At 59.2% G+C, this 2,859-nt stretch carries 3 protein-coding genes; all 3 read left to right on the top strand.

Going from position 1 to position 2,859, the window contains the following annotated elements; genetic code table 11:
* The first annotated feature begins 84 nt into the window (after positions 1–84).
* On the top strand, positions 85–765 hold the full coding sequence (gene rpe, locus Q0341_RS05725) for a ribulose-phosphate 3-epimerase (RefSeq protein ID WP_299511141.1): 681 nt from the start codon (positions 85–87) through the stop codon (positions 763–765).
* Between the two features lie 16 nt (positions 766–781).
* Positions 782–1,504, top strand: coding sequence for a phosphoglycolate phosphatase (gene gph, locus Q0341_RS05720; RefSeq protein WP_299511139.1), 723 nt, complete (start codon positions 782–784; stop codon positions 1,502–1,504).
* Positions 1,505–1,802: 298 nt separating this feature from the next.
* The coding region (locus Q0341_RS05715) for a chorismate-binding protein (RefSeq protein ID WP_299511137.1) at positions 1,803–2,859 on the top strand (1,057 nt) is incomplete at its 3' end.

Below are 2,859 nucleotides of genomic sequence, written 5' to 3'. Positions count from 1 at the left end.
TTTGGTCTGCTACGTAGTGGGGCAGCACATCAATTTGAACGTTGTAGGCAGACATGGGCACATGTTAACTGCGACAATTCAGGGATGACGACGACCTACCGCATTGCCCCTTCCATCCTATCGGCTGATTTCGCGCGCTTGGGCGAAGAAGTCAAAAGCGTCATCGACGCCGGTGCCGACTGGATCCACTTCGACGTGATGGACAACCATTACGTGCCCAACCTCACCTTTGGCCCCATGATCTGCCAAGCCTTGAAGCCGCATGCCAAAACGGCTGCAGGCGTGGCGGTGCCGATCGATGTGCATTTGATGATCTCGCCCGTCGATGCGCTGGCAGCGTCTTTTGCCGAGGCCGGTGCCGACCTCATCAGCTTTCACCCCGATGCCAGCGGCCATGTGCATCGGAGCATTCAGGCTATCAAGGGAAAGGGCGTCAAAGCGGGGCTGGTGTTCAACCCGGCCGAACCCCTGGACGTGCTGGAGTGGACCATCGACGAGATCGATCTGATCCTGATCATGAGCGTGAACCCCGGATTTGGGGGTCAAAGTTTCATCGATTCGGCTTTGCGTAAGGTCGAATTGGCGCGCCAATGGATCGAACGCAGTGGCCGAGACATTTGCCTGGAGGTCGATGGCGGCATCAAGGCCGACAACATCCGCCGCGTGGCCGATGCCGGGGCAGACACCTTTGTGGCGGGCAGCGCCATTTTTGGCAAGCCCGATTACAAAGCCGTGATCGACCAGATGCGACTGGCCCTGTCCTGAAGCGATGCCAAGCGCCATGCAGGATTTGACGCAGATCGACGCGGTCATTTTTGATCTCGATGGCACCTTGGTGCACACCTTGGGTGATTTTCAGGTGGCCTTGCACCGCACCATGGCAGACCTTGACCTGCCCCCGGTGTCTGATGCACTCATTGCGCAAACCATTGGCAAAGGCTCTGAGCACCTGATCCGCACTTTGTTGGCGTACCAGATCACCAGACCAGAGGTCAAGGGCGCAGGGCAGGCTTGCCCGGCCCTGTCGGTCGATGCCCTGTACGGCCGCGCCTGGCAGCGCTACCAGCACCACTATTTGGCAATCAACGGACAGTTTGCCGACATCTATCCTGGCGTGTTGGACGCCCTTGAAGGCTTGGCCGCCCAAAAAGTGCCCATGGCCTGCCTGACCAACAAGCCCCTCGCCTTTGCACAGGCCTTGTTGAAAGATAAGTCACTGACACACTTCTTTGGCCCTGTGTTTGGCGGTGACAGCTTCGAGCGCAAAAAGCCAGACCCCTTGCCCTTGTTGAAGACCTGTGAGGCGCTGGGCACCAACGCCGCGCGCACCTTGATGGTGGGCGATTCCAGCAACGATGCGCAGGCCGCCCACGCTGCGGGCTGCCCCGTGGTGCTGGTGACCTATGGTTACAACCATGGCCAACGCGTGCAAGACACGCCCGCCGCCGCCTGGTTGGACACCTTGGCCGAGTTGCCACAGCACCTGAACGCGACAAGCCGATGATGTGAGGCGGCGACAAAAGCGTCACACCCAGGTTGGGAAGGTCCCAAAATGCAGCGCGGCTTTGCTACACTTGGACCACCATGTTCATCGTCCACAGCTACTTCAGCGCAGCCAGCCTGCCGAGCCACGCCCTTGTGCAAGGCCGGGGAGCCTGGCCCTGGCGTCGGCCAGCCTGATCCCAACGACTGTGCGGCTTGCCCGCCACCCGCGTCCGTTTTCATGTTCACCATGACCGGGCAACTGGATGAATGAAAAGCACCTCTTCAGAGGTCGCTGAGCGCTTTGGAGGCTCTAGCCCGTGATCACCGAACTTGAATTCAAAAGCCTGGCCAGTCAAGGCTACAACCGCATTCCGCTCATGCTGGAAGCCTTTGCGGACCTGGAAACACCCCTGTCGCTTTACCTGAAGCTGGCCCATACCAAGGACAACGGCAAATACAGTTTTTTGCTGGAATCGGTGGTGGGTGGCGAGCGTTTTGGGCGCTACAGCTTTATCGGTCTGCCGGCCCGCACCCTGTTGCGCGCCAGCGGCTTTGGCGCTGAAGCCAAAACCGAAGTGGTGCGCGATGGTGAGGTGATCGAGACCGCTGCGGGCAACCCACTGGACTTCATCGAGCAATACCAAAAACGTTTCAAGGTGGCCTTGCGCCCGGGCCTGCCCCGTTTTTGTGGCGGTCTGGCGGGCTATTTTGGTTACGACGCGGTGCGCTACATCGAGAAAAAGCTCGAAAAATCCTGCCCACCCGACACCTTGGGCACGCCCGATATCTTGCTGCTGCAATGCGAAGAGCTGGCCGTGATCGACAACCTGTCGGGCAAGCTTTACCTCATCGTCTATGCCGACCCGGCTACGCCAGAGGCCTATGTGGGCGCGAAAAAACGCCTGCGCGATCTGAAAGAGCAGCTCAAATACTCGGTCAGTGCACCCATGGTCAAAGCCAGCCAGTCTTACCCGGCTGAACGAGACTTTGCCAAAGCCGATTACATCGCGGCGGTGGAAAAGGCCAAGGAGCTCATCGCAGGCGGCGACTTCATGCAGGTGCAGGTGGGGCAACGCATCAAGAAGCGTTACACCGAAAGTCCGCTGTCACTGTACCGGGCGTTGCGTTCGCTCAACCCGAGCCCCTACATGTATTTCTACAACTTCGGCGACTTCCATGTCGTCGGGGCCAGCCCCGAAATTTTGGTTCGTCAGGAACAAACAGACGAGGGGGCCAAAGTCATCATCCGTCCTCTGGCGGGCACACGACCCCGTGGTGCAACGCCCGAGAAAGACAAGGCCGCCGAGTTGGAGCTGATCAACGACCCCAAAGAACGGGCCGAGCATGTGATGCTGATCGATCTGGCACGCAACG

Origin of the sequence: uncultured Limnohabitans sp. (assembly GCF_937889215.1) — a bacterium.
Taxonomy (GTDB): Bacteria; Pseudomonadota; Gammaproteobacteria; order Burkholderiales; family Burkholderiaceae_C; genus Limnohabitans_A.
This window is presented reverse-complemented; position numbering and strand designations above follow the sequence as displayed.

What these genes read in the sequence shown, in the direction of transcription:
- rpe (WP_299511141.1), top strand. Translation starts at nt 85, where the DNA reads ATGACGACGACCTACCGCATTGCCCCTTCCATCCTATCGGCTGATTTC.
- gph (WP_299511139.1), top strand. Translation starts at nt 782, where the DNA reads ATGCAGGATTTGACGCAGATCGACGCGGTCATTTTTGATCTCGATGGC.